Origin of the sequence: Gluconobacter albidus (assembly GCF_002005485.1) — a bacterium.
In the GTDB taxonomy this organism is placed as follows: Bacteria; Pseudomonadota; Alphaproteobacteria; order Acetobacterales; family Acetobacteraceae; genus Gluconobacter; species Gluconobacter albidus.
Map to the genome: position 1 here is coordinate 3,105,001 of NZ_CP014689.1, position 2,922 is coordinate 3,107,922.

Annotated in this window: 1 rRNA gene and 1 other annotated feature; the gene reads left to right on the top strand. The window is 54.4% G+C overall.

Annotated features, from left to right (window positions below):
* The first annotated feature begins 12 nt into the window (after positions 1-12).
* Positions 13-2,751, top strand: a 23S ribosomal RNA gene (locus tag A0U94_RS14285).
* A gap of 87 nt (positions 2,752-2,838) precedes the next feature.
* Positions 2,839-2,922: a sequence feature (5S ribosomal RNA rRNA prediction is too short), on the top strand.

Genomic DNA, 2,922 nt, shown 5'->3' on the forward strand with positions numbered 1-2,922 from the left:
GATAAAGAATGGTGTGAGAATGAGAAGGGCGTTCGGTGGATGCCTTGGCACTAAGAGGCGATGAAGGACGTGGTACGCTGCGAAAAGCCATGGGGAGCCGCGAACAGGCTTTGATCCGTGGATGTCCGAATGGGGCAACCCCCTCGCAAGAGGATCATGCACTGAATACATAGGTGTATGAGGCAAACCCGGGGAACTGAAACATCTCAGTACCTGGAGGAAAAGACATCAACAGAGATTCCGCTAGTAGTGGCGAGCGAACGCGGAGCAGGCCAATGCCTGATCAGGAAGAAGCAAAACGGTCTGGAAAGTCCGGCAATAATGGGTGATAGCCCCGTATGCGTAGTGTTCTGATGAGGATTCGAGTAGGGCGGGGCACGTGAAACCCTGTCTGAACATGGGGGGACCACCCTCCAAGCCTAAATACTCCTTAGTGACCGATAGCGAACAAGTACCGTGAGGGAAAGGTGAAAAGCACCCCGATGAGGGGAGTGAAAGAGACCTGAAACCGGACGCCTACAAGCAGTCGGAGCCTCTTATGGGGTGACGGCGTACCTTTTGTATAATGGGTCAGCGAGTTTCTGTTTGCAGCGAGCTTAAGCCGTTAGGTGTAGGCGTAGCGAAAGCGAGTCTGAATAGGGCGAATGAGTTGCTGGCAGAAGACCCGAAACCGAGTGATCTAGCCATGGCCAGGCTGAAGGTGCGGTAACACGCACTGGAGGGCCGAACCCACGCCTGTTGAAAAAGTCGGGGATGAGCTGTGGCTAGGGGTGAAAGGCCAATCAAACTCGGAGATAGCTGGTTCTCCGCGAAATCTATTGAGGTAGATCGTCGGGTGTTTACCCTGGGGGGTAGAGCACTGGATGGGCTAGGGGGGCCCAAAGCCTTACCAAACCTAACCAAACTCCGAATACCCAGGAGTATAGCCCGGCAGACAGACAGTGGGTGCTAAGGTCCATTGTCGAGAGGGAAACAGCCCAGACCACCAGCTAAGGCCCCTAAATCGTGGCTAAGTGGGAAAGGATGTGGGGATTCCAAAACAACCAGGAGGTTGGCTTAGAAGCAGCCATCCTTTAAAGAAAGCGTAATAGCTCACTGGTCTATTAGAAACCCTGCGCCGAAAATGTAACGGGGCTCAAGCCACGTGCCGAAGCTGTGGGTGCATTCTTTGAATGCGCGGTAGCGGAGCGTTCCGTAAAGTCTGCGAAGGAGACGGGGTGACCCTCTCTGGAGATATCGGAAGTGCGAATGCTGACATGAGTAGCGACAAACAGTGCGAGAAACACTGTCGCCGAAAGTCCAAGGGTTCCTGCGCAAGGTTAATCCACGCAGGGTGAGCCGGCCCCTAAGGCGAGGGCGAGAGCCGTAGTCGATGGGAACCAGTTTAATATTACTGGGCCTGCCAGAAGTGACGAATGAGAGATGTTGTCTGTCCTTAACGGATTGAACAGGCTTTTCAATCATTCCAGGAAATAGCTCTGGCGTATAGACCGTACCCGAAACCGACACAGGTGGACTGGTAGAGAATACCAAGGCGCTTGAGAGAACGATGCTGAAGGAACTAGGCAAATTGCTCGTGTAACTTCGGGATAAACGAGACCCAACCGTGGGCAACCATGATTGGGTGGCACAGACCAGGGGGGTAGCGACTGTTTAGTAAAAAACACAGGGCTCTGCGAAATCGTGAGATGACGTATAGGGCCTGACGCCTGCCCGGTGCCGGAAGGTTAAGAGGAGGTGTGCAAGCACTGAATTGAAGCCCCGGTAAACGGCGGCCGTAACTATAACGGTCCTAAGGTAGCGAAATTCCTTGTCGGGTAAGTTCCGACCTGCACGAATGGCGTAACGACTTCCCCACTGTCTCCAGCATCGACTCAGCGAAATTGAATTCCCGTGAAGATGCGGGGTACCCGCGGTCAGACGGAAAGACCCTATGAACCTTTACTGCAGCTTTGCAGTGGCATCAGAGACATTCTGTGTAGGATAGGTCGGAGGCTTTGAAAGCCGGGGCGCCAGCACCGGTGGAGCCATCCTTGAAATACGACCCTGAATTTTTCTGATGTCTAACCGAGACCAGTAAGCCTGGTCCGGGACCCTGCATGGTGGGCAGTTTGACTGGGGCGGTCGCCTCCCAAAGTGTAACGGAGGCGCGCGATGGTGGGCTCAGGCCGGTCGGAAACCGGCTGTCGAGTGCAATGGCATAAGCCCGCCTGACTGTGAGAGTGACAGCTCGATCAGAGACGAAAGTCGGCCATAGTGATCCGGTGGTCCCACGTGGACGGGCCATCGCTCAACGGATAAAAGGTACTCTAGGGATAACAGGCTGATCTCCCCCAAGAGTCCACATCGACGGGGAGGTTTGGCACCTCGATGTCGGCTCATCACATCCTGGGGCTGGAGCAGGTCCCAAGGGTTCGGCTGTTCGCCGATTAAAGTGGTACGTGAGCTGGGTTTAGAACGTCGTGAGACAGTTCGGTCCCTATCTGCCGTGGGTGTAAGAGACTTGAGAGGATTTGTCCCTAGTACGAGAGGACCGGGATGAACATACCTCTGGTGCACCGGTTGTCACGCCAGTGGCACAGCCGGGTAGCTAAGTATGGACGGGATAACCGCTGAAAGCATCTAAGCGGGAAACCCACCTCAAAACTAGGTCTCATAGAGCCGTGAGAGACCATCACGTTGATAGGCCGGGTGTGAAAGTGCAGTAATGCATGCAGCTAACCGGTCCTAATCGCTCATACTTCTCACATCAAACACATGCACAGAAATCAGCCACACTCTCTTCATAAAAACGCACCAACCTCCACCCTCTCTCAAAAGACAGGGTGGGCTGGAAGACCTGGTGGCCATTGCGAGGGCCCTACACCCGATCCCATCCCGAACTCGGCCGTGAAATCCCTCAGCGCCTATGATACTGCACCT